Source organism: Burkholderia sp. 22PA0106 (genome assembly GCF_047497155.1).
Lineage (GTDB): Bacteria > Pseudomonadota > Gammaproteobacteria > Burkholderiales > Burkholderiaceae > Burkholderia.
Map to the genome: position 1 here is coordinate 514,400 of NZ_CP163163.1, position 23,557 is coordinate 537,956.

Here is a 23,557-nt window from a genome sequence, read left to right on the forward strand (position 1 = left end):
CATCGCGCGGTACGGATGGACGCCTCTAATTTCCGCAGGTTATGAAAGAAGCGGAATCGATTATTAAGGGAAATGAGGTGTGTGCGGTAAACTGCGCGGCTATTCCCGGATATGACGGCGGCAGCCGGCGATGCCCGACACGATCGGCCTCGCAGCTTCCGCCGTTTTGTTTACATGATCGAAATTCGTAACCTGTCGCAGCGATTCCCCGGGCCGCAAGGCTGGACCGAAGCGCTGCGCAACGTCAATCTGACGATTCCCCGCGGCGAGGTGTTCGGCATCATCGGCCGCAGCGGCGCCGGCAAGAGCACGCTGGTGCGCACCATCAACCTGCTGACGCGCCCGAGCGAGGGCGAGGTGGTGGTCGACGGCCGCGACCTGGTGCGCTTGTCCGCCGACGCGTTGCGCGCCGCGCGCCGCGACATCGGCATGATCTTCCAGCACTTCAATTTGCTGTCGTCGCGCACCGTCTACCAGAACGTCGCGCTGCCGCTGGAGCTGGCCGGCGCGAAGCGCGCCCAGATCGACGCGACCGTGCTGCCGCTCCTCGATCTGGTGGGGCTGACGGCGCAGAAGGATCGCTATCCGTCGCAGATCAGCGGCGGCCAGAAACAGCGCGTCGGCATCGCCCGCGCGCTGGCCAGCAAGCCGAAGGTGCTGCTGTCGGACGAAGCCACCTCGGCGCTCGATCCCGAAACCACGCGTGCGATTCTCGACCTGCTGCGCAAGATCAACCGCGAACTCGGCCTGACGATCGTGCTGATCACGCACCAGATGGAAGTGATCAAGCAGGTGTGCGACCGCGTGGCCGTGCTCGACGCAGGCCGCGTGGTGGAAACCGGCCCGGTCATCGACGTGTTCATGCAGCCGCATCACGAAGTCACGCGCGCGCTGATCGGCGACGTGATCGCGCAGGAGCTGCCGCCGGCGCTGAGGGCGCGCGTCGCCGAGAAGCTCAAGGGCGGCCGCAGCCATCTGCTGCGCCTGGCGTTTGCCGGCAACGGCGTCGACCAGCCGATCCTGTCGGAAACCATCCGCCGCTACGAACTGGATTTCAACATCCTGCATGGCCAGATCGACGAGATCCAGGGCCAGCCGTTCGGCTCGCTCGCGGTGCTCGCGGGCGGCGAACCGGGCAAGGTCGGCGAAGCGCTCGCGTATCTGCGCGAGCAGGGCGTGGTGGTCGAGGAGTTGTCGCATGTTGAGTGAAATGCTGGATATGTTCGTGCAGTCGTTCTGGGAGACGCTGATCATGGTCGGCATCTCCGGCGTGGTCGGCGCGCTGGTCGGGCTGCCGCTCGGCGTGCTGCTCTATCTGACCGACCGTCAGGGCGTGCTGCAGAACCTCGCCGTCAACCGCCTGCTCGGCGGCTTCGTCAATGCGGTGCGCTCGACGCCGTTCATCATCCTGCTGGTCGCCGTGATTCCGTTCACGCGGCTGATCGTCGGCTCGTCGATCGGCACGGCCGCAGCCGTGGTGCCGCTGACGCTGGCCTCCGCGCCGTTCATCGCGCGGCTGGTCGAGACGGCGCTGCGCGAGGTCGATCGGGGCCTGATCGAGGCGGCGCTGGCGATGGGCGCCACCACGCGCCAGATCGTGTTCAAGGTGCTGCTGCCCGAGGCATGGCCCGGCATCGTCGCCGGCCTGACCATCACGTTCGTCTCGCTGGTCGGCTATTCGGCGATGGCCGGCGCGATCGGCGGCGGCGGCCTGGGCGATCTCGGCATCCGCTATGGCTATCAGCGCTACGAGCCGGACGTGATGTGGACGGTCGTGGCGATCCTGATCGTGTTCGTGCAGATCGTGCAGTCGTTCGGCGACTGGCTGGTGCGTCGCCTGAGCCACCGTTGACAGGGACGCCAGCCGGCCGCGTGCCGGCCGGCCAGGCAGTCCCGGGCGGTGCGCAGCATGGCGCGTGCCGCCGATTAGAGGCGAGGGTCCAGAACCCGGGCTTGGCTTGAGGGATTTTTCTCTCTTAAAATAGTACGATCGTTCGCTATTGCCGGCGTGTCGCCGAATGACGTTATCCTCGTCGGTCGAGGGGCCAGATAGCTCCGCTTTGCCGCCTTGATGGTGGCGACGCTATAAAATGGCCGTCGGTCGTATTCGTAACTTTGGAGCGTGTGCATGAAAATCCTGGTGCCGGTAAAAAGAGTGGTCGACTACAACGTGAAGGTCCGCGTGAAGTCGGACGGAACGGGCGTCGATATCGCGAACGTGAAGATGTCGATGAATCCCTTCGATGAAATCGCCGTGGAAGAAGCGGTGCGCCTGAAGGAAGCGGGCGTGGCGACGGAAGTGATCGCCGTGTCGATCGGCGTGGCGCAGGCGCAGGAAACGCTGCGCACGGCGCTGGCGATCGGTGCCGATCGCGCGATCCTGGTGGAAGCCGGTTCGGCCGATGCGGGCGTGGAGCCGCTGGCGGTGGCGAAGATCCTCAAGGCGCTGGTCGACAAGGAGCAGCCGCAACTGGTGATCCTCGGCAAGCAGGCGATCGACGACGATTCGAACCAGACGGGCCAGATGCTGGCCGCGCTGGCCGGCCTGCCGCAAGCGACGTTCGCCTCGAAGGTGACGATCGCCGACGGTCGCGCGACGGTCGCACGCGAAGTGGACGGCGGTTCGGAAACGCTGTCACTCACGCTGCCGGCCGTGGTCACGACCGACTTGCGCCTGAACGAGCCGCGCTACGTGACGCTGCCGAACATCATGAAGGCCAAGAAGAAACCCCTGGAAAACATCAAGCCGGAAGAGCTCGGCGTGGATGTCGCGCCGCGCCTGAAGACGCTGAAGGTGGCCGAGCCGCCGAAGCGCGCGGCAGGTGTGAAGGTGGCCGACGTGAAGACGCTGGTCGAGAAGCTGAAGACCGAAGCGAAAGTGCTGTAAGGGGAGACAAAGATGACGATTCTGATCATTGCCGAACACGACAACGCGTCGATCAAGGCCGCGACGCTGAACACGGTGGCCGCCGCTCAAAAGATCGGTGGCGATATCCACGTCCTGGTGGCGGGCGGCAACGCCCAAGCCGCGGCCGACGCCGCAGCGAAGATCGCCGGTGTGGCGAAGGTGCTGCTGGCCGACGCGCCGCAACTGGCCGAAGGGCTGGCGGAAAACGTCGAAGCCACGGTGCTGAATATTGCGAAGGACTACTCGCATATCCTCGCGCCGGCCACGGCTTACGGCAAGAACATCGCGCCGCGCATCGCCGCGAAGCTCGACGTCGCGCAAATCTCCGACATCACCGCCGTGGACAGCGCCGACACGTTCGAGCGCCCGATCTACGCCGGCAACGCAATTGCCACGGTGCAATCGAGCGACCCGATCAAGGTGATCACGGTGCGTGCGACCGGCTTCGACCCGGTGGCGGCCGAAGGCGGCAGCGCGGCGGTCGAGAAGATCGAGGCGGCGGCCGACAGCGGCAAGTCGCAGTTCGTGAACCGCGAAGTGACGAAGCTGGACCGTCCGGAGCTGACCAGCGCGAAGATCATCGTGTCGGGCGGCCGTGGCCTGGGCAGCGGCGAGAACTACACGGCCACGCTGGAGCCGCTGGCCGACAAGCTCGGTGCGGCGCTGGGCGCCTCGCGCGCGGCGGTGGACGCGGGCTACGTGCCGAACGATTTCCAGGTGGGCCAGACCGGCAAGATCGTCGCGCCGCAGTTGTACATCGCGGTGGGCATCTCGGGTGCGATCCAGCATCTGGCCGGGATGAAGGATTCGAAGGTGATCGTCGCGATCAACAAGGACGAAGAGGCGCCGATCTTCAGCGTGGCCGACTACGGCATCGTGGGCGACCTGTTCACGGTGGTGCCGGAGCTCGTGACCGCGCTCGGCTGATCGCGAGCGGCCACGCGCATCGTTGACGACGCGCCGATAACCACCACGAAGGGGCGCAGCGAGCGCCCCTTTTTTTGACCATAAGCAGACAGAGGAGAGGAGCACCATGAGCTACATCGCGCCCGTCAAGGACATGCTGTTCGTGATGAAGGAGTTGGCCGACATCGATGACGTCGCGAAGCTGCCCGGCTTCGAAGACGCCGGCTTCGACACGGCGCAGGCCGTGCTCGACGAGTCCGCGAAGTTCTGCGGCGAGGTGCTCGCGCCGCTGAACGTCGAAGGCGACAAGCAGCCCAGCGCATGGAGCCAGGGCGTGGTGACGGCGACAGCCGGTTTCGGAGACGCATTCCGCCAGTTCGTCGCAGGCGGTTGGCAAGGGCTGCAGCATCCGGTCGAATACGACGGCCAGGGCCTGCCGAAGCTGATCGCCACGCCGTGCATCGAGATGCTCAATGCCTCGAATCTGTCGTTCGCGCTGTGCCCGTTGCTGACCGACGGCGCGATCGAAGCGCTGCTGACGGCCGGTAGCGACGAGCAGAAATCGCGCTACGTGCCGAAGCTGATCTCGGGCGAATGGACCGGCACCATGAACCTGACCGAACCGCAGGCCGGTTCCGATCTCGCGCTGGTGCGCACGCGCGCCGAGCCGCAAGGCGACGGCAGCTTCAAGGTGTTCGGCACCAAGATCTTCATTACCTGGGGCGAGCACGACATGGCGGACAACATCGTCCACCTCGTGCTGGCCCGCACCCCGAACGCGCCGGACGGCGTGAAGGGCATTTCGCTGTTCATCGTGCCGAAGTTCCTTGTCAACGAGGACGGCAGCCTCGGCGAGCGCAACGATGTGCACTGCGTATCGATCGAACACAAGCTCGGCATCAAGGCCAGCCCGACCGCCGTGCTGCAATACGGCGATCACGGCGGCGCGATCGGCTATCTGATCGGCGAGGAGAATCGCGGCCTCGAATACATGTTCATCATGATGAACGCCGCGCGCTTCGGGGTGGGCATGCAGGGCATCGGCGTGGCCGATCGCGCCTACCAGAAGGCCGCCGCGTTCGCGAAGGAACGCGTGCAGAGCCGGCCCGTCGACGGCTCCGCCAAGCAGTCGGTCACGATCATCCATCACCCCGACGTGCGTCGCATGCTCGGCACGATGCGCGCGCTGACCGAAGGCGCCCGCGCGCTGGCCTATGTCGCCGCCGCGCACAGCGATCAGGCGCATGCGCATGCCGACGCGGCCGAGCGCGCCCGTCATCAGGCGATCTACGAATACCTGGTGCCGATCGTCAAGGGCTGGAGCACCGAGATGGTCAACGAGGTCGCGAGCCTCGGCGTGCAGGTGCACGGAGGGATGGGCTTCATCGAGGAGACCGGCGCCGCGCAGTATTACCGCGACGCGCGCATCCTGGCGATCTATGAAGGCACCACGGCGATCCAGGCCAACGATCTGGTCGGCCGCAAGACCGTGCGCGACGGCGGCGCGGTGGCGAAGGCGCTGCTGGCCGAGATCGACGAAACCGTCCAGGCGCTCGGGGCCGAGGACACACCCGCGTTCGCCGCGATGCGCAAGCATCTGGCCGATGGCGCGAAGGCGCTCGGCGCGGTGGTCGATTACGTGGTGGCGCACGCCAAGGGCGACCCGAACGCGGTGTTTCTCGGCAGCGTGCCGTATCTGAAGCTGGCCGGCATCGTGCTGTGCGGCTGGCAGATGGCGCGCGCGCTGCTTGCCGCGCAACGCAAGCGGGCCGACGATACGGCGTTCCACGACGCGAAGATCGCAATCGCGCAGTTCTACGCGCAGCACGTGCTCGTGCAGGCGAACGGGATCGCCGAATCGATCGTCGGCGCCACTGGCAAGGACAGCGTGCTGATGCTGACCGAAGACCAGTTCTGACCCGCTTGGCGCGGTTTCCGCCGTAACGACGAAGGGCACCCGAGGTGCCCTTTTTATCGATCCCGCCGCAGCCGATCAGGCGTAGGCCGGACGCGAGCTGCCGCCGGTTTCGCTCAGATAACGATGCACCGAGAGGTCGTCGGCCTGGATCGCCGGCTTCTTGCCCGACATCAGGTCGGCGAGCAGTTGGCCTGAACCGCACGACATCGTCCAGCCGAGCGTGCCGTGGCCGGTGTTCAGGAACAGGTTCGGCATCGGCGTGCGGCCGACGATCGGCGTGCCGTCCGGCGTCATCGGGCGCAGGCCCGTCCAGAACGTGGCCTTCGACGTGTCGCCGCCACCCGGGAACAGGTCGTTGACGCACATCTCGAGCGTTTCGCGGCGCGCCTGGTTCAGACGTTTGTCGAACCCGGCGATCTCAGCCATGCCGCCCACGCGGATGCGCGAATCGAAACGCGTGATCGCGATCTTGTAGGTTTCGTCGAGCACGGTGGACACGGGCGCCGAATCGGCGTTGACGATGGGCGCCGTGATCGAATAGCCCTTGAGCGGATAGACCGGAATCTTGACGAGGTTCGACAGGAAGCGCGTGGAGTATGAACCGAGCGCCACGACGTAGGCGTCGGCGCGTACCAGTTCGCTGCCGCATTGCACGCCGGCGATTCGGCCGCCGGCCACGGCGAGCGCGTCGATCGAGGTGTTGTAGCGGAATTGCACGCCCAGTTCCTCGGCCATCGCGGCGAGGCGCGTGGTGAACAACTGGCAGTCGCCGGTTTCGTCGCCCGGCAGGCGCAGGCCGCCTGTCAGCTTGTGCGACACGGCGCCCAGCGCCGGCTCGGCGTTCTTCAACTGGTCGGCCGTCAGCAGCTCGAACGGCACGTTGGCGTCACGCAGCACGGCGATGTCCTTCGCCGCGCCGTCGAACTGCGCCTGCGTGCGGAACAGTTGCAGCGTGCCGCCGGTGCGGCCTTCGTACTGGATGCCGGTGTCGGCGCGCAGTGCCTGGAAGCAGTCGCGGCTGTATTCGGCGAGACGCACCATGCGGCCCTTGTTCACCGCGTAACGCTCGGATGTGCAGTTGCGCAGCATCTGCCACATCCATTGCAATTGGAAACGCGAGCCATCGAGGCGGATCGCGAGCGGCGCATGCTTCTCGAACATCCACTTGACGGCCTTCAGCGGCACGCCGGGCGCGGCCCACGGCGCGGCATAGCCGGGCGAGATCTGGCCGGCATTGGCGAAGCTCGTTTCCAGCGCCGGGCCGGCCTCGCGGTCGATCACCGTCACTTCATGGCCGGCGCGCGCCAGATAATAGGCGCTCGTCACGCCCACCACACCGCTTCCGAGAATCACGACACGCATAGCTGCTCCAGATGGGAAAAAGCCGGAACGCCGTGGGGATGCACCTGCATCGCTGCCTTCACGTCACGACCTGGTTTTTTCAGCTATGGTATTGTTCGAGTTCCAGTTTTTGTTATTGTATTTTTTCAATTTTCAGAAAAAACCGGATGAGAACGCAACGTCAACCAGTCCGTGCCCTCGACAAGCTCGATCGTCGCATCCTGCGGCTGCTCCAGGCGGACGGCCGCATGGCGATGAAGGACCTGGCCGAGCAGGTCGGCCTGACCGTCACGCCGTGCATCGAACGCGTGCGGCGCATGGAGCGCGACGGCGTGATCACCGGCTATCACGCGCGTGTCGATCCGGCCATGCTGGGCGCGGCGCTGCTGGTGTTCGTGGAGATCACGCTCGACCACAAGAGCGGCAACATGTTCGAGCAGTTCCGCCGCGAGGTCATGAAGATCGACGAGGTGCTCGAATGCCATCTGGTGTCCGGCGATTTCGACTATCTGATCAAGGCCCGCATCGGTGAAATGGCAGATTACCGGAAGCTGCTCGGCGACATCCTGTTGCAACTGCCCGGCGCCGTGCAATCCAAGAGCTACGTGGTGATGGAAGAGATCAAGGAAACCCTGAGCATTTCGGTCGACGGCTGATCGGCCGATCGCTTGGCAGGCCGCACCGAATACTGTATAAATAAACAGTATTCGGTGCGGCGAATTTTCGCTTGCGCCGTTCGTGATGAAGGGGCGTGATGAGCGATCGATCCGATGTCGAATATCCGGTGGCGCCGCCCGCGCCGCGCAAGGGCCGTGGCGCGGTGGGCAATCTGCAGGGGCGTTACGAGCGTGACCAGCGCGAGACGGTCGACGACGGCTGGGCCGGCGAGGACGACGACACCCGTCCGGCGCTGCGCACGCAGGTGTTCGACGAACACGCCAAAAGCATCCTCACGCGCAACGCGTCGCCCGATATCCCGTTCAACGTGTCGCTGAATCCGTATCGCGGCTGCGAGCACGGCTGCATCTACTGTTTCGCGCGGCCCACGCACAGCTATCTGGGCCTGTCGCCGGGGCTCGATTTCGAAAGTCGGATCTACGCCAAGGTCAACGCGGCCGAACTGCTCGAACGCGAGCTCGGCAAGCGTGGCTACGTGCCTGAGCCGATCGCGCTCGGCGTCAATACCGATGCGTACCAGCCCTGCGAGCGCGAGCGGCGCATCACGCGCGACGTGATTCAGGTCATGCACGATCACGGGCAGCCGTTCGCGGCGATCACCAAGAATTCGCTGATCGAGCGCGATCTCGACCTGCTCGCGCCGATGGCCGAGCGGGGCCAGGTGATAGCGGCCGTCACGATCACCACGCTCGATGCCGATCTCGCCCGCGCGCTCGAACCGCGCGCGGCCACGCCGTCGCGGCGGCTGCGCACGATCCGCGCGTTGCGCGACGCGGGCGTGCCGGTTGGCGTCAGCATCGCGCCGGTCATTCCGTTCGTCACCGAGCCCGATCTGGAGCGCGTGCTCGAAGCGTGCGCCGAGGCCGGCGCGACGCATGCGAGCTACATCGTGTTGCGCCTGCCTTGGGAGGTCGCGCCGTTGTTTCGCGAATGGCTTGCCGCGCACTTTCCCGATCGCGCCGAGCGCGTGATGGCGCGCGTGCGCGACATGCGCGGCGGCAAGGATTACGAATCCGATTTCGCGAGCCGGATGAAGGGCGAGGGCTTGTGGGCCGACCTGATGAAGCAGCGCTTCCGGCAAGCGGTCAAGCGCCTCGGGTTGAACGAGCGCACGCGCGGCATTCTCGATTTTTCGCAGTTCCGCGCGCCGGAGCCGGTGAAGGCGCGTGCGGCAGCGGCCGCCACGCCGCAATTGAGCCTGTTCTAGCCGGCCTGCTCGTGACTGCCCGCTACTGCGACAGTTCCTTGGCGGCCTGCACCTGCGATTCGAAGTACGTCTGGAACGACAGCGCGAGTGACGTCATCAGCAGGAACGCACCGATCAACAGCGAAAAGATCACGATGAAGATGACCGTCCAGCCCGACTGGCTGCGGCGGTCGCTCGACGCGTTGAATTGCGCGTCCCATTTCTCGTCGGCGCGCAGGCCATAGACGATCGCCGCCAGAAACGCGGCGAGCAACGAGATCGCGCCCGGCACGGCGAACGCCCAGCCGAGCAGCGAGGCGCGCTCGCTTTGCGCGAGCAGCGACAGGCCGGGCACGCCGAGCAGCGTGCCGATCAGATGCGCCCAACCGGCCAGGTCGCGCCAGCCATACAGATAGAAGCGATGTGCGCCGAGCGAGCCGAACAAAAAGGCGAGTGCGGCGGTGACGGTTTTCGAGCGGAAACGTGGCGGTGGGCTGGACATGACGAACCGATAGGAAAAATTGCGCGGGACGGGGCGGCGCGACCCCTGCGCCGATGGCGCATTCTACGGCGCGACACCCGGCCGGTTGTCGGTCGCGCCCGGGTGCCCGGTATAAGTGATCCGGTAGATCGCGCCGGCGTAATCGTCGCTGACGAGCAGCGAGCCGTCGGGCAGCGGCAGCACGTCGGCGGGGCGGCCCCACACATCGCCGTCCGCCTGCAGCCAGCCCTGCGCGAACACTTGCTGGCGCGCCGTGCGCCCATCCTGTCCGAGGCTTACGCGCACCACCCGGTAGCCGACCTTGCTGCTGCGGTTCCACGAGCCGTGCTCGGCGATGAAGATCGCGTTGCGGTACTCGGCCGGGAACATCGTGCCCGTATAGAAGCGCATGCCGAGCGCGGCCACGTGCGCGCCGAGCTTGGCCACCGGCGGCGTGAAGCCGCTGCACGGGTGGCTGCGGCCGTATTGTGGATCGGCGATGTCGCCGGCGTGGCAATACGGATAGCCGAAATCCAGGCCGGCGCGCGGCGCCTGATTCAGTTCGTCGTCGGGGCGGTCGTCGCCGAGCATGTCGCGGCCGTTATCGGTAAACCACAGCGCGTGCGTCGCCGGATGCCAGTCGAAGCCGACCGTATTGCGGATGCCGCGCGCGAACACCTGATAATCGCTGCCGTCGGGGTTCATGCGGCCCAGCATCGCGTAGCGGTCGCGATCCGGTTCGCAGATATTGCAGGGCGCGCCGACCGGCACATAGAGCTTGCCGTCGGGGCCGAATGCGATGAATTTCCAGCCGTGCTGGCGATCGGTGGGTAGCCTGTCGGTCACCAGCGCCGGCTTGGGTGGCGCGGCGAGCTGGTCGTCGATCCGGTCGAGACGCAGGATGCGCGAGATCGCGGAGATATAGAGCGCGCCGTCGCGGTAGGCCACGCCCACCGGCATTTCCAGGCCCGACGCCACCACGTGCCGCGCCACCACGCGGCCGTCGCGCAGCGTCAGCGCGTGGACACTGCCCTCGGTCGAACCCACATAAAGATTGCCGCGCGGCGACCAGGCCATCTCGCGAGCATTCGCGATGTCGGCGGCCAGCACCTCCACCTTGAAGCCGGGCGGCACGGTCAACCTGTCGATGGGCGGCGCGGCCGCGCTGGCCTCGGCGACGAGGCTGGCGGCAAGCAGCGTCGCGCCGATGATGGCGAACCGATGAAGCAAAGCGCGGAACGGGAGCGAGGGCAGGGGCATGGATCGATCGGGTCGTGTGCGGTGCGGCGGCACGGTTCAATCAGTGTAGGAGCTCGGCGGCGAAACGCCGTGACCGCTGGCGATTGGGCGGTGCCGCGCTTTTTCTGCCGTAAGTGTTTGTTATGTCTTTGGTTTCCCGCTATAATCGCGGGTTTCAGCAGTTCCGAACCCGGTTTTCCCGAAGGATTTCATATGGTTATCATCCGTCTGGCTCGCGGTGGCTCGAAGAAGCGCCCGTTCTACAACATCGTTGCTACCGATTCGCGTAATCGTCGTGACGGCCGCTTCATCGAACGCGTTGGCTTCTACAACCCGGTCGCCACGAAGGGCGAATCGCTGCGTATCGCTCAGGATCGTCTGACGTACTGGCAAGGCGTTGGCGCACAACTGTCGCCGACCGTCGCTCGCCTCGTGAAGGAAGCACAAAAGGCACAACCGGCTGCCTAATATGGCACGGTTTTCCGGTAATTGCGGCCGAGAGGTGGTCTGAATGTCCGGTCACGATTCATCCGGTGATGTCAAAGGCGGTACACGCGAAGCGTCTGCGTTTGGCGTGTTTGTCCGCAAACCGGTCGAGCGTTCCTCTGAAAAGAGCAGCGCAAAGCCGGCGGCAGCAAGCAGCAACCCGGGGCAAGCCTCGGTCGGCATCGGTGCGGCGCAAGCGTGGCCCGACGATGCGATCGAGGTCGGTGCGATCGTCGATGCCTACGGCCTCAAGGGCTGGGTCAAGATCGTGCCCCATTCGGGCGTGGGCCGTGGTGGCGATGCGCTGCTGAAGGCGCGCCTCGTGTGGCTCGAGAAAGGGGCGGAACGTCTTTCCGTCAGCATCACGCAGTCGAAAACGCACGCCGATACGGTCGTCGCGCATTTGGCCGGTCTGGCCGATCGCGATCAGGCTTTGGCGCTGCGCGGCTACCGTCTGTTCCTGCGTCGAGAAGATTTCCCGGCGCTCGACAACGACGAATTCTACTGGGTCGACCTGATCGGTCTCGATGTCGTCAACGAAGCGGGTGTCGAACTCGGCCGCGTCGGCGAGATGATCGACAACGGCGCGCATTCGGTCATGCGCGTCGACTATCCGGCCAGCGGCAAGGATGGCAAGCCCGTCACGGGCGAGCGTCTGATCCCGTTCGTCGGGGTGTACGTGAAAACGGTCGACCAGGCGGCGAAGCGCATCGTCGTCGACTGGGAAGCCGATTACTGAAATGAACGACGCACAGGAGCGCGCGATGCAGTTCGATGTCGTCACGCTCTTTCCCGAAATGTTCCAGGCGCTGACTGGCTGGGGAATTACCAGCCGGGCGGTCAAGCAGGAGCGCTTCGGGTTGCGCACGTGGAATCCGCGCGATTTCACCACGGACAACTACCGCACGGTCGATGATCGACCCTACGGCGGCGGTCCGGGCATGGTGATGCTCGCCAAGCCGCTCGAAGCAGCAATCGGCGCGGCCAAGGCCGCGCAGGCCGAGCAGGGCATTGCGTCGACGCGGGTGGTGATGATGTCGCCGCAAGGCGCGCCGCTCACCCACGAACGTGTGGTGCGAATGGCGGCCGAGCCCGGTGTCGTGCTGCTGTGCGGCCGCTACGAAGCGATCGATCAGCGTTTGCTCGATCGTGTCGTCGACGAGGAAATCAGCCTCGGCGATTTCGTGCTGTCGGGCGGTGAATTGCCGGCCATGGCGCTGATGGATGCGGTGGTGCGCCTGCTGCCGGGTGTGCTGAACGATTCGCAGTCGGCGGTGCAGGACAGTTTCGTGCACGGTTTGCTCGATTGCCCGCATTACACGCGGCCCGAGGAATACGACGGCGTGCGGGTGCCCGATGTGCTGCTCGGCGGCCATCATGCGGAAATCGAGAAGTGGCGGCGGCAGGAAGCGCTGCGCAATACATGGCAGAAGCGGCCCGATCTGATCGACCGGGCGCGCAAGCAACAGTTGTTGAGCCGGGCCGACGAGGCGTGGCTTGCAAGTCTCGCGAAGGCCGCGAGGAAAGCTTCGAGCTGAAGCCTTTCCGTGGTGGTCCGGGAAAAAGGCGGTGTCGTGCATGCGTGCGCGACGCCAGATGTGAATCCATCCTCTATCGGGGCCGGGTCCGGAAGCGGACAAGGTACCAACTCCGACACGATGGCTTTAGGAGTCAGCAATGAATCTGATCGCAAAACTTGAGCAGGAAGAAATCGAGCGCGCGCTCGAAGGCAAGACGATCCCCGATTTCGCCCCGGGCGACACGGTGATCGTGAACGTGAATGTGGTCGAAGGTACCCGCAAGCGCGTTCAGGCCTACGAAGGCGTCGTGATCGCGAAGCGCAACCGTGGCCTCAACTCGGCCTTCATCGTCCGCAAGATTTCGTCGGGCGAAGGCGTCGAGCGTACGTTCCAGACGTACTCGCCGCTGCTCGCGAGCATCATCGTCAAGCGTCGCGGCGATGTCCGTCGTGCCAAGCTGTACTACCTGCGCGAGCGTTCGGGCAAGTCGGCTCGAATCAAGGAAAAGCTGGTGCTGAAGGATCGCACCGCCGCCAAGCAAGAGCAGGCGTAAATGCTGTAAGGAAAAAGCACCCCACCGGGTGCTTTTTTTATTCCGGGGCGACAATACGCTTCCGTCAGACCTTTCCGCGAGCGCCCCTTGACCCGTCGCCCGATCATCGATCCCGAAGTGCTGCCTGTCGAATCGACCGGCGCCGGCCTGCCGACGGTGCCGCCGGCCGTGCTGACGCCGGCCGGGCTGCGCGAGCGTTTCGCGCAGTCCTACGGCTGGACGCAGGAGCCGGCCGAGGCGCGCCTGGCCGATTATCGCGATCCACGTATCGCGGCCGTGCTGGTGCCGCTCGTGGCGCGTGCCGACGGGCTCACGGTGCTGCTGACCCAGCGCGCCGATCACCTGACCGATCATCCCGGCCAGATCAGCTTTCCGGGCGGCCGCCGCGAGCCGTTCGATGCCGATGCAACGGCCACGGCATTGCGCGAGGCACGCGAGGAAATCGCACTCGACAGCGAACATGTCGAAGTGCTCGGCAACTTGCCCGAATATCTGACGGGCACCGGTTATCGCGTCACGCCGGTGGTCGGCATCGTGCATCCGCCGTTTGCCGTGCAGGCCGATACGCTCGAAGTGGCCGAGATTTTCGAGGTGCCGCTGGCCTTCCTGATGGCGCCCGAGCATCACGAAGTGCGGCTGTTCAAATGGGAAGGCGGGGAACGTCGTTTTTTTGCGATGCCCTATCCGGACGCGCGCGACGACGGCCATTACTTCATCTGGGGTGCAACCGCCGGCATGTTGCGCAATCTGTATCGCTTTCTTGCCGCGCATTCCTGATCGCACGACAGCCGGCGTCCGGTGTGTCGCAGGGCTAGAGCCCTCGCGCCATTGCGCTGTGCTATCGTTATGCGAAAAATCGTATAACCCAGGATGGCACGCCCTTTCGCATGACTTTCTTTTCGGTTCTCCTCGCCCTCATCATCGAGCAGGTGCGCGCGTTGTCGCCGGGCAATCCGGTGTTTGCGCTGTTCCAGTTCCATGCGGAAACTGCGGCGAACGGCTTCGACGCCGGCAAGAAGAAGCATGGTGTGCTGGCCTGGCTCGTCGTCGTGGTGCCCTGGGTGCTCGCCGTCGCGCTCGTCTACTACCTGCTGTTCAAGATCAGCTTCGCCTTCGCGTTCGTCTGGAACGTGGTGGTGGTCTATTTCACGCTGGGCTTCCGCCAGTTCAGCCATTACTTCACCGATATCCATCTCGCGCTCAACAACGACGACGTGCCGCGCGCGCGCGAAGTGCTGGCCGAATGGACCGGGCTCGATACCGTGGACATGCCGGTTGGCGAGATCGTGCGTCATACGCTGATCCATGCCGTGGTGGCGTCGCATCGCCATGTGTTCGGCGTGTTCTTCTGGTTCGTCCTGCCGCTCGGCCCGGCCGGCGCGGTGCTGTACCGGATCGCCGAATATCTGTCGCGCAGCTGGTCCGTGCCGACCGACGACCGCACCGAGGCGTTCTCCAATTTCGCGCAGCGCGCCTTCTTCGTGATCGACTGGATTCCGTCGCGGCTGACGGCGCTCGGCTTCGCGATCGTCGGCAATTTCGAGGATGCGATCTACGCATGGCGCAATCACACACGCCAGTGGCCCGACTCGAACGACGGCGTGCTGCTGGCTTCGGGCAGTGGTGCGCTTGGCGCGCGCCTGGCCGGCCCGCTGGCCGAGCCGTCGAGCGTCGACGCGTTGTCGGTGGGCGACAGTGGCCCGCTGGCGGTCGGCGACGACTGTACGCCACGCACGCTGCAATCGGCCGTCGGCCTGGTCTGGCGCGCCGTGATCCTGTGGATGATCCTGCTGCTGATGTTGACGCTGGCGGTGTGGGTGTCGTGATACGCGGCGCGGGTGGCGCGCCTTGAAATAAAGAAGCCGGCGTTCGCAGCCGGCTTTTTGCTTTTCGAGCGCCGATACGGCGCGGCGGTCAGCGTATATCGGGCGCCGCTTCGTCGTCGCGCGGATCGCGGATTCGCCCGCAACGCCAGCACGCCGTGAACTGCGCATCGAGCCATTCGCCGCAGCCGCCGCACCGCCAGCGCGATGCACCGGCCGGCGGCCCCGATGCCGCTGCTTCGAGGATGCGCCGCGCGAGCGCGATATCGCGGTCGTCGTCGAGCCAGATCTCGGGCGCGCACTGGTCGGGCGGCAGCCCGCCGAGCGCGCCGGTCGCGAAGCGGTTGTGCAGTTCGCAGCCGATGCCGACCGCGTTCAGCACGTTGACCCAATGATGGGCGGTCGAGAGATCGGGGGCCGGGATGCGCATCGGAGCAGGCAGGGGAGGCGGAGATCGTCAGCGGACGATCTGGCTCGCCTCGTGCACGAGCTGCGCATAGAGCGCGTGGCGCGACTTCGAGATCCGGCCATCCTCCACGGCGGCGAGGATCGCGCAGCCCGGCTCGTGCAGGTGATGGCAGTTGTAGAAGCGGCAGTCGGCGAGCAGCGGCCGGAATTCGGGGAACGCGCGCTCGAACTGGCCTTCGGTCAAGTGGTAGAGGCCGAATTCCTGGAAGCCCGGCGAATCGATCAACGCCCCACCGTCGGCCAGCGGATAGAGCCGCGTGAACGTGGTGGTGTGGCGGCCGCTGTTCAGCGCGGCGGAAATCTCGCGCGTCGCGGCCTCGGCCTCGGGCACGATCAGGTTCACGAGCGTCGATTTGCCCATGCCGGACTGGCCGAGCAGGATCGTCGAGTGGCCGGCCAGGCGCGGCATCAACTGCGCCAGCGTGTCGTCGGGCGCACCCTTCACCGACAATTCGACCACGTCGTAACCGAGCGCGCGATACGGCGCGAGCCGCTCGCGGGCTACCGGCAGCGCGGCCTCGACGTCGATCTTGTTCAACACGATGACCGGCTTCAGCGCATTGGCCTCGGCCGCGATCAGCGCGCGGCCGAGCAGGTCCTCGCTGAAGAACGGCTCGGTGGCGAGCACGATCAGCAACTGGTCGAGGTTCGCGGCGAACAGCTTCGACTTGAACTGATCGGAGCGATAGAGCAGGTTGCGCCGCGTGTCGATCTCGACGATCACCCCCTGGTCGGCCGAGCTGCGCTCGTACTGCACGCGATCGCCCACGGCGATCTCGCTCTTCTTGCCGCGCGGGAAGCATTGCAGCATCGGCCCGCCGTCCACGGGCGCGACCAGGTAATGGCGGCCATGCGCCGCGATCACGCGGCCGGTGATGCGCTCGGCGCTCGACTTGGCCGGCTTGCCCGGGCCTTGCTGGCGGCCGCGCGTCATGCGGCGCCGAGCAGTCGGTCGATCCGCACGGAAGCCGGCGGATGCGAGTAGTAGAAGCTGGTGTAGACCGGGTCGGGCGTCAGCGTCGAGGCGTTGTCCTCATGGAGCTTCACCAGCGCGTTGACGAGATCCTGGCGGTTGGTGTGGTCGACGGCGAACGCGTCGGCCTCGAATTCGTCCTTGCGCGAGCTCATGCTGCTGAGCGGCGTGACGAAGAACAGGAATACCGGCATGGCCAGGAAGAACAGCACGAGCGCGAGGCCCGCGTTGCTGCCCGTCAGCGACGGCATCGCGCCGAGGCCCGTGTAGAACCAGGTGCGGCCCGCGAGCCAGCCGAGCAGGGCCAACAGCACGAGGCTCATTGCGAACACGACGATCATGCGCTTGATGATGTGGCGGCGCTTGAAGTGGCCGAGTTCGTGCGCCAGCACGGCCTCGATCTCGCTGCCCGACAGCCGCTCGATCAGCGTGTCGAAGAACACGATGCGCTTGTTCGCGCCGAAGCCCGTGAAGTAGGCGTTGCCGTGCGCGGAGCGGCGGCTGCCGTCCATCACGAACAGGCCCTTCGCGGCGAACCCGCAGCGTTTCATCAGGCCTTCGATGCGTGCGCGCAGCGCTTCGTCGGCGAGCGGCTCGAACTTGTTGAACATCGGCGCGATGAAGCTCGGGTAGATCACCTGCCCCAGCATCTGGTAGGCGACCAGGAAGATCCAGGCCCAGAGCCACCACAGCGGCCCCGCGCGATTCATCAGCCACAGCACCACGAACAGCAGCGGCAGCCCGATCGCGGTACCGACCACGGTGCTGAGGGCCAGATCCTTGAAGAACAGCGTGCGCGTCATGCGATTGAAGCCGAAGCGGGCTTCGATGCCGAACTGGCGTACGTATTCGAACGGCAGTTCGAGCAGGCTGGTGACCGCCATCACCACCACGATCACGAGGATCTGCTGGACGTAATGGCTGCCGCCGAGCCAGCCGCGCAGCGCCTGGTCGATCGCGCCGACGCCGCCGCACAGCGTCAGCACGATCAGCACCGCCGCGCTGGTCACGATCTGCAGCATGGTCAGGCGCGTGCGCGCGACCGTGTAATCGGCGGCGCGCTGGTGCGAGGCCAGCGGAATCGAGTCGCGGAACTGCACGGGTACGGCGCCGCGGTGCGCGGTGACGAAGCGGATCTGGCGCGAGGCGAGCCAGAGCTTGGCGCCGACCATCGCGAGGATCGCGGCGGCGAACAACAGGGTGAACGAGTAAGCGGACATCAGGGAGGCCGGTGGTATCTATGCGAGAATTATAAGTTCTAGCGGCGGGGGTACGCTCGACGGTTTTCGGCCCATGTGCCGGCCACGACAGCGGTGCGTCCGCCGCCGCCGATTCTTCAGGAAACCGTATGACCGATATCGCCCAATCCGCCGACCAGCCCGCGCTCGTTCGCAACGAACTCAATCTCGTCTGGCTCGACATGGAAATGACGGGTTTGAACCCGGATAGCGACCGCATCATCGAGATCGCCGTGGTCGTCACCAATTCCACGCTGGAGCGCGTCGTCGAAGGGCCGGTGCTGGCGATCCACCAGAGCGACGAAACCCTTGCCAAGATGGACGCCTGGAACCAGTCGACGCATGGCCGCTCGGGCCTGATCGACCGGGTGCGTGCCTCCACCGTCAGCGAAGCCGATGCCGCCGCGCAAATCCAGTCGTTCCTCGCGCAATACGTGTCGCCCGGCAAGTCGCCGATGTGCGGCAACTCGATCTGCCAGGACCGCCGCTTCATGGCGCGCTGGATGCCCGAGCTCGAAACCTTCTTCCATTACCGCAACCTCGACGTCAGCACGCTCAAGGAGCTGTGCCGCCGCTGGCAGCCCGCCATCTACAAGGGTTTCCAGAAGCGCGCGATGCATACGGCGCTGGCCGACATCCACGAGTCGATCGACGAACTGAAGTACTACCGCGAGCATTTCCTCGTGCCGGCGGCGAGCGCCGCCGAGTAAGCCGTCACGCGGCGCGGTGAACCGATGAAACGGCCGGGCTTGCCCGGCCGTTGTCAATTGGCGCGCGGCGGACGCTGCGCGTTCTTCGGGCGGAACGCGGCGCAGATTTCCGGGTGGGTTTCGGCATACGGGCCGCCGATCAGGTCGATGCAATAGGGCACGGCCGCGAAGATGCCCGGCACGAGCACCTTGCCGGTATCGTCGCGCAGGCCTTCCAGCGTTTCCTTGATCGACTTCGGCTGCCCCGGCAGGTTGATGACGAGCGCCGCGTGGTCGGGCGTTTCGCGGATCACGGCCACCTGTCGCGACAGGATCGCGGTGGGCACGAAGCGCAGGCTGATCTGGCGCATCTGCTCGCCGAAGCCGGGCATCTCGCGCGTGGCGATCGCCAGCGTCGCCTCGGGCGTGACATCGCGCCGGGCCGGGCCGGTGCCGCCGGTGGTCAGCACCAGGTCGCAACCGGCCTCGTCGATCAGCGCGACGAGCGTGGCGGAAATCAGGGCGGCTTCGTCGGCGATCAGACGCGTTTCGGCGCGCCACGGGGAAGCGAGCGCCGTGCCGAGCCAGCCTTCGAGCGCCGGAATGCCCTGATCCTGATAATCGCCGCGGCTGGCGCGATCGCTGATCGAAACCAGCCCGACGATCAGCTCGTCCGGGTGCTTACGCTTCGTCGTCGTCATCGGTGTCCTCGTCGGACTCGGCCTCGGCATCCTCGCCGGGCTTGGCGCTCGTCACCTTGATCCACTGGAACAGCTCGCGGAAGTAGCGCGGCGGCTTGCCTTGCTGCGCTTCCTTGCGGGCGTTGCGGATCAGCGTGCGGCCTTCCTGGGCGTCGGCGGCCGGGTGTGCCTGAATGAAGCGGGTCAGCGCCTCGTCGTCGGCCAGCAACTGGTCGCGCGTGCGCTCGATCCAGTGCAGCCGCGCCGTGGCGGCCTTGTTGACGCCGCGCTGCGAATCGAGCGCGGTGCGCAGTGCCGCGACCTCGGCCGGGTCGAGCGTGCGCATGACCTTGCCGACGTACTGCATCTGGCGGCGACGGCCTTCGTGATCGGTGATGCGGCGCGTTTCGCGCACGGCCTGGTCGAGTTTTTCCGACATCGGCATGCGCTTGAGCGCGTCTTTCGGCAGCTCGACGAGGTCGCGGCCCAGTGCCTGCAGCTCGTGCATCTCGCGTTTGAGCTGGGATTTGCTGGGGCGATCGTAGCCGTTGTCGGCGTCCGGTTCGGCGCCGTGCTCGATCGGTTGGATACGGGTTTTGCGGTTCATGGGCGAGATTGTATCGCGCCGCGAGCGGTTGCCGGCCGCCTTGGCTGCCGCGGCGTGCCGCAAGGCCCCGATAGGTGGCGCGGGCCGGACCTTGTTATGATCGCGGATACGCCACATTTCGAACCTCGCGGGCCAGCCGCCCGCTACCGGACCACACGACGATGCCTGCTCATACCGACGCACCCTCGCGCCATTTCCCGCACACGCAGGAACAACTGAAAGACATTGCCACGGAAATTCTCCGGCACGCGAAGGCGATGGGTGCGACCGATGCGGCCACCGAAATCTCGGAAGGTGACGGCCTGTCGGTGTCGGTGCGACGCGGCGAAGTCGAGACGATCGAGCACAACCGCGACAAGATGGTCGGCGTGACGGTGTTCCTCGGCAAGAAGCGCGGCAACGCGAGCACGTCCGATTTTTCGTCGGCGGCACTCAAGGACACGGTCGCGGCCGCCTACAACATCGCGCGCTTCACGGCCGAGGACGAAGCCGCGGGCCTGGCCGAGGCCGAGCTGCTCGAAACCGCGCCGCGCGATCTCGATCTCTATCACCCGTGGGCGCTGACGGCCGACGAAGCCGTCGAAATCGCCCGCCGCTCGGAAGACGCGGCGTTCGCGGTCAGCCCGCAGATCCGCAATTCGGAAGGCGCGAGCGTGTCGGCCCAGCATTCGCAGTTCGTGCTGGCCACCTCGCGCGGCTTCCTGGCCGGTTATCCGTACTCGCGCCACTACGTTGCGTGCGCGCCGATCGCCGGCAGCGGCCGCCACATGCAGCGCGACGACTGGTACACCTCCACGCGCAACGCCGGCGATCTCGCCAGCCCCGAAGCGGTGGGCCGCTATGCCGCCGAACGCGCGCTGGCGCGGATGGGCTCGCGCCGGCTCGATACGCGCAAGGTGCCGGTGCTGTTCGAGGCGCCGCTCGCGGCGGGCCTGCTCGGTGCGTTCACGCAGGCGGTCAGCGGCGGCGCGCTCTATCGCAAGACGTCGTTCCTGGTCGACAGCCTCGGCAAGCCGGTGTTCGCGCCGCACGTGCAGGTGGTCGAGGATCCGCACGTGCCGCGCGCGATGGGCAGCGCGCCGTTCGACGAGGAAGGCGTGCGCACGCATGCGCGCAGCGTGGTCAAGGACGGCGTGGTAGAGGGCTACTTCCTGTCCACCTACTCGGCGCGCAAGCTCGGCACCAAGACCACCGGCAATGCCGGCGGCTCGCACAACCTCGCGCTGCGCAGCTCGAACACGCGCGACAGCGACGATTTCGACGCGATGCTCAAGAAGCTCGGCACCGGCCTGCTGCTGACCGAACTGATGGGGCAGGGCGTGAACTACGTGACGGGCGACTATTCGCGCGGCGCGGCAGGCTTCTGGGTCGAGAACGGCGTGATCCAGTACCCGGTCGAGGAAATCACCGTGGCGAGCACGTTGCAGGAAATGTTCCGGCATATCGTCGCGATCGGTGCCGACACGATCGTTCGCGGCACGAAGCAAACCGGCTCGGTGCTGATCGAGCAGATGACGATCGCCGGGCAGTAAGCCGAATCGAACCGGCCCCGCTTCGCGCGTGGGCCGAAAAACAAAGCGCCGCTCGAAGCGGCGCTTTGTTTTTTCAGGGCGTGGCTTGCGATCCGTCTTCAGGCCTTGCGCGTGTACACCACGAACGCGTAGTCGAACGCATTCGGCTCGGTGGCGCGATGCGTGTCGCGCGAGGCCTCTTGCCACAGTGCGGGATCGGGAGCGGGGAACGACGCATCGCCGTCGAAATCGGCGTCGATCTCGGTGACGATCAGCTTGTCGGCGCGGCCGAGACCTTCGGCGTAAAGCTGCGCGCCACCGATCAGGAACGCTTCGGCGGCCTGGTCTTGCGCGGCGGCGGCCAGCGCGGCGTCGAGCGAGGTCACCGTATCGCAGCCCTCGAAGCGGCGTGCCGCGTCGCGCGTGACGACGATGTTGCGGCGTCCCGGCAGCGGCCGGCCGATCGATTCGTGCGTCTTGCGGCCCATCACGATCGGCGCGCCCATGGTGGTGCGCTTGAAGAACGCGAGATCTTCGGGCAGCTTCCACGGAAGCTGGTTGTCGCGGCCGATCACGCCGTTGCGCGCGCGCGCCACGATCAGGGTCAGGGTGGTCATGACGAAATCCGGAGCAGGCGGGAAAGCGCCCGATTCTACCGGATCACCCGCATGCGGCGGCCCGCGCGTCGCCCGATTGCGCGACGCGCGGGCCGTGCAACGCTTAGTGCCCGCTGTTGAGCGCCGCGATCGCGAGGCCGTTGTGCTGCAGGTTGCCCGCGCCGCCGGCGATGTTCACGCCGATGTTGCCGGTCGCGCCCGTGAGGGTATTCGCGCCGAGCATCGCGGTGCCCACGAAGCGCCCGTCGATCTGCGCACGGGCAAGCTGCGTGTCGTCGTCGGTGGCGACCATCGCGACCGTCTTCGCCTGCCCGGCGCTGGTGGTCGTCATCGAGCCGGCCACGCTGTTGTTCTGCACGTTGCCGACGCCCGAGGCGACGTTCACGCCGACATTGCCCGACACGCCGGCCAGCGAGCCGTCGCCCAGCGAGGCGTTGAGCACGAAGTTGTCGATGCGCGCGTAGCCCGCCGACGACTGCGTGCTGAACGCCTGCGCGTTGCCGAACACGTTGCCGATATCGACCGAGGCGAGCGACACGTCGTTGCTCTGTGCGTTGTCGATGCCCATCGCGACGTTGATGCCGAGGTTGCCCTTCACGCCGGTGGCGGCGTTGCTGCCGGTAGTGGCGGTCAGCGTGCCGGCCTGGCGCGTGTCGGTGACGGTGGTGACGCTGCCCGAGGTTTCGGTGCGCTGCGCTTCGATGTTGCTGCCGAAGCCCCATGACGTGCTGCGCGCCGTCTCGGCGTGTTCGCGAGTCGAGAGCGAACCGCTCGATGCCGTTTTCGATTCGCTGTGCGAAGCATTCGCCTGCCAGGCCGAGCCCGATGCGCTGCTGCTGCGGCTCGCGCTGACGTCGGCATGCCGATGCGCGCTGCTGGCCGCATCCGTCGACGAGGACGCGCCCCACGCCGCCTCGGCCGCGCCGACGCGATAGCTGCTCGCGCTGTGCGAGGCGCTGCCGCCTGCCACGAAGCCGAACAGGCCCGGCAGCACGTAGCCGCTCGCCTGGTTGCTCTGGCTGCTGCCGGAGGCGGACGCCGCACCGCCCGCGATGAACGCCGCGCCGCCGGTGCTGCCCGTGCGGTGCTGGCTCGACGACTGGTTCGCCGTCACGCTCTGTTGCGAGCTGGCCGTGCTGGTGCTGCCGCCCGCGATCCAGCCACTGTCGCTGGCCGAAGCCGATTGCGACGATGTCGTCTTTACCGAGGCATCGAACGAGGCCGACTGCGCGCTGTTGCGATAGGCGTAACCGTCGGCGGTGGTGCTGGCGGCGACATTGTCGACCGACACCGTCACGGCGCCCTGCGTGCTGCTTTGATGGAGCGGCGCCAGCGACACATGATTCAGTGCCACGGCCTGATGGTTGTCGATCACGGCGCCGGCGCTGCTCGACACGCCGACCACGCCATACAGGCCGACGGCACCGAAGATGCCCACGGCTTGCGTGACGCCTGTCAGGTTGTAAAGGAATGCGTCGGCGGCAAAGGCGGTGCTGGCGGACGAGGCGAGGAGAGCGGCGGCGATGACGGTACGCTTCATGAATGGGCTCGGTGATGTAACGGTCGGAGGAATAAAAAGCGTGCCCGCCGGGGGACGGGGCACGTGAAAAAAGGTGTCGGCTCACGCGTGCGTCGCGGTGTTCGACGGGCTTCCTTTAGCGAAACGCGTGCCATCGACGCGCGAGGCCTGTCGCACAAGGACGCCTCCTCGCCATTCGGAAAATTTGACAGTATC

Annotated in this window: 25 protein-coding genes; 15 read left to right on the forward strand and 10 right to left on the reverse strand. The window is 66.2% G+C overall.

Annotated elements, in window-relative coordinates; genetic code table 11:
• Positions 1–174 precede the first annotated feature (174 nt).
• The 5 genes from AB4850_RS17215 to AB4850_RS17235 all read left to right on the forward strand — a co-directional run bounded on the left by AB4850_RS17215 (position 175) and on the right by AB4850_RS17235 (position 5,732).
• Positions 175–1,209, forward strand: coding sequence for a methionine ABC transporter ATP-binding protein (locus AB4850_RS17215; RefSeq protein ID WP_414444229.1), 1,035 nt, complete (start codon positions 175–177; stop codon positions 1,207–1,209).
• Positions 1,199–1,852, forward strand: a complete 654-nt coding sequence (locus AB4850_RS17220; protein ID WP_414444230.1) for a methionine ABC transporter permease — start codon at positions 1,199–1,201, stop codon at positions 1,850–1,852. Before AB4850_RS17215 ends, AB4850_RS17220 begins: the two co-directional genes overlap by 11 nt.
• 276 nt (positions 1,853–2,128) lie before the next feature.
• Positions 2,129–2,887 (forward strand): electron transfer flavoprotein subunit beta/FixA family protein, encoded by a 759-nt coding sequence (locus AB4850_RS17225; protein ID WP_414444231.1) that lies wholly within the window; start codon positions 2,129–2,131, stop codon positions 2,885–2,887.
• A 12-nt stretch (positions 2,888–2,899) separates the two neighbouring features.
• The gene (locus AB4850_RS17230) at positions 2,900–3,835 is read left to right on the forward strand and encodes an electron transfer flavoprotein subunit alpha/FixB family protein (RefSeq protein WP_414444232.1); all 936 of its coding nucleotides are present in this window, start codon (positions 2,900–2,902) and stop codon (positions 3,833–3,835) included.
• Between the two features lie 106 nt (positions 3,836–3,941).
• A complete protein-coding gene (locus tag AB4850_RS17235) occupies positions 3,942–5,732 on the forward strand; it encodes an acyl-CoA dehydrogenase (protein WP_414444233.1) in 1,791 nt (596 codons plus the stop codon).
• A gap of 75 nt (positions 5,733–5,807) precedes the next feature.
• Here the strand turns inward: AB4850_RS17235 and AB4850_RS17240 are convergent, their stop codons facing one another.
• The gene (locus AB4850_RS17240) at positions 5,808–7,094 is read right to left on the reverse strand and encodes a D-amino acid dehydrogenase (protein WP_414444234.1); all 1,287 of its coding nucleotides are present in this window, start codon (positions 7,092–7,094) and stop codon (positions 5,808–5,810) included.
• A 146-nt stretch (positions 7,095–7,240) separates the two neighbouring features.
• Between AB4850_RS17240 and AB4850_RS17245 the strand changes: the two genes are divergently transcribed.
• Together AB4850_RS17245 and AB4850_RS17250 are read left to right on the forward strand one after the other, a co-directional pair.
• A complete protein-coding gene (locus AB4850_RS17245; protein WP_414444235.1) occupies positions 7,241–7,729 on the forward strand; it encodes an Lrp/AsnC ligand binding domain-containing protein in 489 nt (162 codons plus the stop codon).
• Between the two features lie 98 nt (positions 7,730–7,827).
• Complete coding sequence (locus tag AB4850_RS17250) at positions 7,828–8,958, forward strand: PA0069 family radical SAM protein (protein WP_414444236.1); 1,131 nt, start codon at positions 7,828–7,830, stop codon at positions 8,956–8,958.
• A 22-nt stretch (positions 8,959–8,980) separates the two neighbouring features.
• Here the strand turns inward: AB4850_RS17250 and AB4850_RS17255 are convergent, their stop codons facing one another.
• Together AB4850_RS17255 and AB4850_RS17260 are read right to left on the reverse strand one after the other, a co-directional pair.
• Entirely contained in the window at positions 8,981–9,439 is a 459-nt protein-coding gene (locus tag AB4850_RS17255; protein WP_414444237.1) for an NINE protein, read from the reverse strand.
• 63 nt (positions 9,440–9,502) lie between these two features.
• A complete protein-coding gene (locus AB4850_RS17260; RefSeq protein WP_414444238.1) occupies positions 9,503–10,678 on the reverse strand; it encodes a PQQ-dependent sugar dehydrogenase in 1,176 nt (391 codons plus the stop codon).
• Between the two features lie 192 nt (positions 10,679–10,870).
• Between AB4850_RS17260 and rpsP the strand changes: the two genes are divergently transcribed.
• From rpsP to AB4850_RS17290, 6 genes are all read left to right on the forward strand, one after another.
• Positions 10,871–11,125: a 30S ribosomal protein S16 gene (gene rpsP, locus AB4850_RS17265; RefSeq protein WP_012734974.1), complete on the forward strand. Its 255-nt coding sequence runs from the start codon at positions 10,871–10,873 to the stop codon at positions 11,123–11,125.
• 43 nt (positions 11,126–11,168) lie between these two features.
• Positions 11,169–11,882, forward strand: a complete 714-nt coding sequence (gene rimM / locus AB4850_RS17270) for a ribosome maturation factor RimM (protein ID WP_414444239.1) — start codon at positions 11,169–11,171, stop codon at positions 11,880–11,882.
• Position 11,883: 1 nt separating this feature from the next.
• On the forward strand, positions 11,884–12,681 hold the full coding sequence (gene trmD, locus AB4850_RS17275) for a tRNA (guanosine(37)-N1)-methyltransferase TrmD (RefSeq protein WP_414444240.1): 798 nt from the start codon (positions 11,884–11,886) through the stop codon (positions 12,679–12,681).
• A 139-nt stretch (positions 12,682–12,820) separates the two neighbouring features.
• The gene (gene rplS / locus AB4850_RS17280) at positions 12,821–13,216 is read left to right on the forward strand and encodes a 50S ribosomal protein L19 (protein ID WP_414444241.1); all 396 of its coding nucleotides are present in this window, start codon (positions 12,821–12,823) and stop codon (positions 13,214–13,216) included.
• Positions 13,217–13,303: 87 nt separating this feature from the next.
• Positions 13,304–13,993, forward strand: a complete 690-nt coding sequence (locus AB4850_RS17285; protein WP_414444242.1) for a CoA pyrophosphatase — start codon at positions 13,304–13,306, stop codon at positions 13,991–13,993.
• A gap of 110 nt (positions 13,994–14,103) precedes the next feature.
• Positions 14,104–15,042: a CobD/CbiB family protein gene (locus AB4850_RS17290; RefSeq protein WP_414444243.1), complete on the forward strand. Its 939-nt coding sequence runs from the start codon at positions 14,104–14,106 to the stop codon at positions 15,040–15,042.
• A gap of 88 nt (positions 15,043–15,130) precedes the next feature.
• Here the strand turns inward: AB4850_RS17290 and AB4850_RS17295 are convergent, their stop codons facing one another.
• Genes AB4850_RS17295 through AB4850_RS17305 form a run of 3 tightly spaced genes read right to left on the reverse strand, consistent with a single transcriptional unit; the run spans position 15,131 to position 17,700 of the window.
• Positions 15,131–15,469, reverse strand: a complete 339-nt coding sequence (locus AB4850_RS17295; protein WP_414444244.1) for a putative signal transducing protein — start codon at positions 15,467–15,469, stop codon at positions 15,131–15,133.
• 27 nt (positions 15,470–15,496) lie between these two features.
• On the reverse strand, positions 15,497–16,441 hold the full coding sequence (gene rsgA, locus AB4850_RS17300; protein ID WP_414444245.1) for a ribosome small subunit-dependent GTPase A: 945 nt from the start codon (positions 16,439–16,441) through the stop codon (positions 15,497–15,499).
• On the reverse strand, positions 16,438–17,700 hold the full coding sequence (locus AB4850_RS17305; RefSeq protein WP_414444246.1) for a M48 family metallopeptidase: 1,263 nt from the start codon (positions 17,698–17,700) through the stop codon (positions 16,438–16,440). Before AB4850_RS17305 ends, rsgA begins: the two co-directional genes overlap by 4 nt.
• A gap of 128 nt (positions 17,701–17,828) precedes the next feature.
• On the opposite strand from AB4850_RS17305, the gene orn reads away from it, so the two are divergent.
• On the forward strand, positions 17,829–18,428 hold the full coding sequence (gene orn / locus AB4850_RS17310; RefSeq protein ID WP_414444247.1) for an oligoribonuclease: 600 nt from the start codon (positions 17,829–17,831) through the stop codon (positions 18,426–18,428).
• Between the two features lie 53 nt (positions 18,429–18,481).
• Here the strand turns inward: orn and mog are convergent, their stop codons facing one another.
• Together mog and yjgA are read right to left on the reverse strand one after the other, a co-directional pair.
• Positions 18,482–19,108, reverse strand: a complete 627-nt coding sequence (gene mog / locus AB4850_RS17315; protein ID WP_414444248.1) for a molybdopterin adenylyltransferase — start codon at positions 19,106–19,108, stop codon at positions 18,482–18,484.
• Positions 19,089–19,694, reverse strand: coding sequence for a ribosome biogenesis factor YjgA (gene yjgA, locus AB4850_RS17320; RefSeq protein WP_414444249.1), 606 nt, complete (start codon positions 19,692–19,694; stop codon positions 19,089–19,091). The genes mog and yjgA overlap by 20 nt, the downstream gene beginning before the upstream one ends.
• A gap of 161 nt (positions 19,695–19,855) precedes the next feature.
• Between yjgA and pmbA the strand changes: the two genes are divergently transcribed.
• Positions 19,856–21,226: a metalloprotease PmbA gene (gene pmbA, locus AB4850_RS17325; RefSeq protein WP_414444250.1), complete on the forward strand. Its 1,371-nt coding sequence runs from the start codon at positions 19,856–19,858 to the stop codon at positions 21,224–21,226.
• A gap of 98 nt (positions 21,227–21,324) precedes the next feature.
• Here pmbA and AB4850_RS17330 read toward each other — a convergent pair whose 3' ends face one another.
• Together AB4850_RS17330 and AB4850_RS17335 are read right to left on the reverse strand one after the other, a co-directional pair.
• A complete protein-coding gene (locus AB4850_RS17330) occupies positions 21,325–21,822 on the reverse strand; it encodes a dihydrofolate reductase (protein ID WP_414444251.1) in 498 nt (165 codons plus the stop codon).
• Between the two features lie 103 nt (positions 21,823–21,925).
• A complete protein-coding gene (locus tag AB4850_RS17335; protein WP_414444252.1) occupies positions 21,926–23,362 on the reverse strand; it encodes a cell wall anchor protein in 1,437 nt (478 codons plus the stop codon).
• Positions 23,363–23,557: the final 195 nt, after the last annotated feature.

Bases quoted from the DNA above. Each gene is read 5' to 3' on its own strand.
- rimM (WP_414444239.1), top strand. From the start codon at position 11,169: ATGTCCGGTCACGATTCATCCGGTGATGTCAAAGGCGGTACACGCGAA.
- AB4850_RS17215 (WP_414444229.1), top strand. From the start codon at position 175: ATGATCGAAATTCGTAACCTGTCGCAGCGATTCCCCGGGCCGCAAGGC.
- AB4850_RS17220 (WP_414444230.1), top strand. From the start codon at position 1,199: ATGTTGAGTGAAATGCTGGATATGTTCGTGCAGTCGTTCTGGGAGACG.
- AB4850_RS17290 (WP_414444243.1), top strand. From the start codon at position 14,104: ATGACTTTCTTTTCGGTTCTCCTCGCCCTCATCATCGAGCAGGTGCGC.
- pmbA (WP_414444250.1), top strand. From the start codon at position 19,856: ATGCCTGCTCATACCGACGCACCCTCGCGCCATTTCCCGCACACGCAG.
- AB4850_RS17240 (WP_414444234.1), bottom strand. From the start codon at position 7,094: ATGCGTGTCGTGATTCTCGGAAGCGGTGTGGTGGGCGTGACGAGCGCC.
- AB4850_RS17235 (WP_414444233.1), top strand. From the start codon at position 3,942: ATGAGCTACATCGCGCCCGTCAAGGACATGCTGTTCGTGATGAAGGAG.
- rsgA (WP_414444245.1), bottom strand. From the start codon at position 16,441: ATGACGCGCGGCCGCCAGCAAGGCCCGGGCAAGCCGGCCAAGTCGAGC.
- AB4850_RS17230 (WP_414444232.1), top strand. From the start codon at position 2,900: ATGACGATTCTGATCATTGCCGAACACGACAACGCGTCGATCAAGGCC.
- rplS (WP_414444241.1), top strand. From the start codon at position 12,821: ATGAATCTGATCGCAAAACTTGAGCAGGAAGAAATCGAGCGCGCGCTC.
- trmD (WP_414444240.1), top strand. From the start codon at position 11,884: ATGAACGACGCACAGGAGCGCGCGATGCAGTTCGATGTCGTCACGCTC.
- AB4850_RS17335 (WP_414444252.1), bottom strand. From the start codon at position 23,362: ATGAAGCGTACCGTCATCGCCGCCGCTCTCCTCGCCTCGTCCGCCAGC.
- AB4850_RS17260 (WP_414444238.1), bottom strand. From the start codon at position 10,678: ATGCCCCTGCCCTCGCTCCCGTTCCGCGCTTTGCTTCATCGGTTCGCC.
- yjgA (WP_414444249.1), bottom strand. From the start codon at position 19,694: ATGAACCGCAAAACCCGTATCCAACCGATCGAGCACGGCGCCGAACCG.
- AB4850_RS17330 (WP_414444251.1), bottom strand. From the start codon at position 21,822: ATGACCACCCTGACCCTGATCGTGGCGCGCGCGCGCAACGGCGTGATC.
- AB4850_RS17255 (WP_414444237.1), bottom strand. From the start codon at position 9,439: ATGTCCAGCCCACCGCCACGTTTCCGCTCGAAAACCGTCACCGCCGCA.
- rpsP (WP_012734974.1), top strand. From the start codon at position 10,871: ATGGTTATCATCCGTCTGGCTCGCGGTGGCTCGAAGAAGCGCCCGTTC.
- AB4850_RS17245 (WP_414444235.1), top strand. From the start codon at position 7,241: ATGAGAACGCAACGTCAACCAGTCCGTGCCCTCGACAAGCTCGATCGT.
- orn (WP_414444247.1), top strand. From the start codon at position 17,829: ATGACCGATATCGCCCAATCCGCCGACCAGCCCGCGCTCGTTCGCAAC.
- AB4850_RS17225 (WP_414444231.1), top strand. From the start codon at position 2,129: ATGAAAATCCTGGTGCCGGTAAAAAGAGTGGTCGACTACAACGTGAAG.
- AB4850_RS17250 (WP_414444236.1), top strand. From the start codon at position 7,828: ATGAGCGATCGATCCGATGTCGAATATCCGGTGGCGCCGCCCGCGCCG.
- AB4850_RS17305 (WP_414444246.1), bottom strand. From the start codon at position 17,700: ATGTCCGCTTACTCGTTCACCCTGTTGTTCGCCGCCGCGATCCTCGCG.
- AB4850_RS17295 (WP_414444244.1), bottom strand. From the start codon at position 15,469: ATGCGCATCCCGGCCCCCGATCTCTCGACCGCCCATCATTGGGTCAAC.
- mog (WP_414444248.1), bottom strand. From the start codon at position 19,108: ATGACGACGACGAAGCGTAAGCACCCGGACGAGCTGATCGTCGGGCTG.